Origin of the sequence: Halorubrum sp. SD690R, assembly GCF_005435035.1 — an archaeon.
Lineage (GTDB): Archaea > Halobacteriota > Halobacteria > Halobacteriales > Haloferacaceae > Halorubrum > Halorubrum ezzemoulense.
Genome location: NZ_SGTV01000073.1, coordinates 1 through 2,898, shown reverse-complemented (window position 1 = coordinate 2,898; position 2,898 = coordinate 1). Strand labels below are relative to the sequence as shown.

Below are 2,898 nucleotides of genomic sequence, written 5' to 3'. Positions count from 1 at the left end.
CCCCCGCCCCCACTCTCGCATCGTGATCTGGCCCCTGCCTCTTGTTGTCGCCCCGCCGCCGCTGTTCGCCGTTGGGTGTCGTGTCGTCTCGATGGTCCCTCCATGTCGCCGTGCCCCCGCCGGTTCGGTCTTAGCTCCAGTTCGGTCGTCGGCCGCCTACGGTGCTAGCCGCTGTTCGGATCGAGGTGTCGTTGCTGGTCGGTGTCCCCCGCTGGTCGATTCTCGCTTCCCGTTAGTGGTTGGGTTGTCGCCGCCGGGTCGGTCTCGTTGGTGGTGTCGTGGATCGCCTCTGGAGTGCTATCGATCAACTGGTGGTCTATCGTCGAGCTCCGGGGCCGGGTTATCTCTCGACCGTCGTCGGTTCTCCAAGTCAGGCTCCCCCGCTACCTCGCAGTCGTTGCTATCTCCCTTCGTCGCCGGGACTGGTCGTGGCTCTTCCCCAGTCCTCTGCTGGTGGTCGGTGCTTGCCTGTCGTCGGCCCCTGTTCATCGCCTCATACCCCCTGTCTCCTGTGCCGCTCTTCGAGGGTTCTATCCATTATCATATCTCTGATAGTTGTCGCCTTGTCCGTCTCCCGTCTCCCCCACTTTCCCCCGCCCGTTTCTTGGCTCCGACCCGAATCGTTCGCTACGCGACTATCCACTGAACTTCATCTCCCCTGAACCCTAATTGTGTGAATTCGGCTGAACTGCGACGGGGGAAGGAGATTGCTCTATAGGCTCTCTGAAGCTATCTCTGCGTATGGCTGAACAACGACGCCTGATTTTGCGGGTGCTATTCTATATACGAACCCACCGAATCCCGCCGCTGTCTGGTATTTACAGAAATAGACAGATAGAATATCTAAATTAATAGAGGAGGTGCCAATAGCCTTGCGGTCTGGTATTACTAGAGAATTTGAATCAAGATCACCGCCTATATACAGAATGCCGCAATCCCCGCACCGTCTGGTATTTACGAGACTATATACGAGATGGCCGTATCACGCCACTGTCTGGTATTTATGCTGGTAGTTCGCGTGTCGCACTTCGTGTTCTGAGAGTTAATACATATCCCCGCAATACCGGTGCCGTCTGGTATTTACGAGGCTATATACGAGACGGCCATATCACGCTACCGTCTGGTAAATAGGCAAATGCGAGGTGGTCGTTCGATCGGGACTTGCTAATTAATACGCACCCACCGAATACCGGTGCCATCTGGTATTTACGAGACTATATACGAACCACCGTAATCTCGGTGCTGTCTGGTATTTATAAGGTTGGTTGGGCTGTGGAAACCATACTAAATGTGGTAGGAAGCACTGAGTGGTACGGCGGTCGAGCCGGTAGCTACCGCGCAGGGAGTGGGGCCGACTTGGGGGGTGTAGGGTGTGGGGACGCTGGCACAAGTTGGTCTTCGATAGCTGAGAGCTAGAGAGTCAGTATTGGTGTGGCTTGCTGAGAATATTCCGTGGAGGGGTTGCGCTCTATTCGTGTGTTAGCCTTGTATTGAGGGTCGGGTGGTCGCGCTCCATTCGTGAGTCATTTTTGCGTCGACAGTCGGGGGGTCGCTGTCCATTCGTGAGCCATTTTTGTTTCGACAGTCGGGGGGTCGTTTTCCATTTTCGCGTTAGAAGTCGCTGAAGCGGGGGAATCGATAGCAGATACTACTCTCATCTCACTAGGTCGAAACAGTGACTCGATGGTATCACTCTCGGAAGTGTGATCCCGAGTTTGAGGGATTCCATGGTGATGAGCGAGGATAGGACACGCTTCTTGTACCTCAACGGCCAGTGGATAGTGAGCCTGAAGAGAGCCATCCGATAGTTTTGCGTCGAGAGTGAGGCAGGCGTGGGTGAGGAGTTGTGTGGGAGATCGCTGGGGCTGGGAGGGTGTTCAGGAGTGGGCCGGCGTGGGGTGAGCCTGTCGGTTGTCTTGCGTCAGGCAGTGATCAGTTGGGGATAGCCACTGCTAGCATCTCCCGGAGGTTGGGTTCTGGAGAGAAACAAATGGAGGGCCAGGGGGTGCCGACGCTGTGACTACGGCCGGCTTCTGGTGGTCGTGCGGGAGTTATCAGTCGGCAGCTTCAGACTCGTCGGTGGTGCTGTCGGCTTCAGACGCATCTGTATTGACGACCTCGCCGTCTTGATCGAGGTCGACTCGGAAGCCACCATCAACTTGGTCGCCGCCGATGTCGTTATCCCACTCCGGGTGATAGCGAACCGTTTCGTCATGCTCGATTCCGTACTCTTTGACGAAGGTCCGCCCTGTGATCGTCCCGCCAAGTTTGTAGCCGTAGACATCTGCCCGGTCGAATCGTTGTTCGAGGGGGACGAGGATGATCTCGTTGCTGTCCTCATTGTAGGCCAGCATCATCGCTTTGGTGTCCTCAAGATACTGCTCGACAACTGTAGAGTTCGGTGCGAGCTGCCCATCTTCTGGGATGGTGATGAACTCGCGTCCGTGGTAGACATCGTGGCCCTCATCGGTGAGGGATTCAGCGACTTTGTCGATGGCTAGTTCGGGTGAAACATCGTCCCCCGAGGGGGATTTCTCCGGTCTGTCATCTACCTTGCTAGCGCCAGTAGTGGCCTGGCTGTTTGGTTCGTCTGGTGGATTGTTCGTATCTTCGTCTCTGTTGGCAGTAGCTTCTTCTGATATGCTACATAGCTACATTCAGACGAGGCCAGCATATTTTTCCCCTATAGAAGGCGGGTACGGGGTGTAGAAGATCAGGCTACTGAGTTGAATTTGGGTCTATTCGATCTTGCTGCGGAGTGAGTTCAAAGTACGCTCTTCGGTAGACTGGCGGAACTAGCGGAATACATTGACAGCGATACAGTCCACGAGACTGTGGATCGGTGCCCCAGTAAGGTTCAGTGACCGGAGGAAGCCGTAGGTCCGAGCGGCCTGCTCC

General features: G+C 55.6%; 1 protein-coding gene and 1 pseudogene. Both read right to left on the bottom strand.

Annotated features, from left to right (window positions below):
- Nucleotides 1-2,054: 2,054 nt before the first annotated feature.
- Nucleotides 2,055-2,357, bottom strand: coding sequence for a hypothetical protein (locus EXE41_RS18355; protein WP_137691762.1), 303 nt, complete (start codon nt 2,355-2,357; stop codon nt 2,055-2,057).
- A gap of 438 nt (nt 2,358-2,795) precedes the next feature.
- Nucleotides 2,796-2,898: pseudogene (locus tag EXE41_RS18350) on the bottom strand (IS1595 family transposase); the annotation flags it as partial.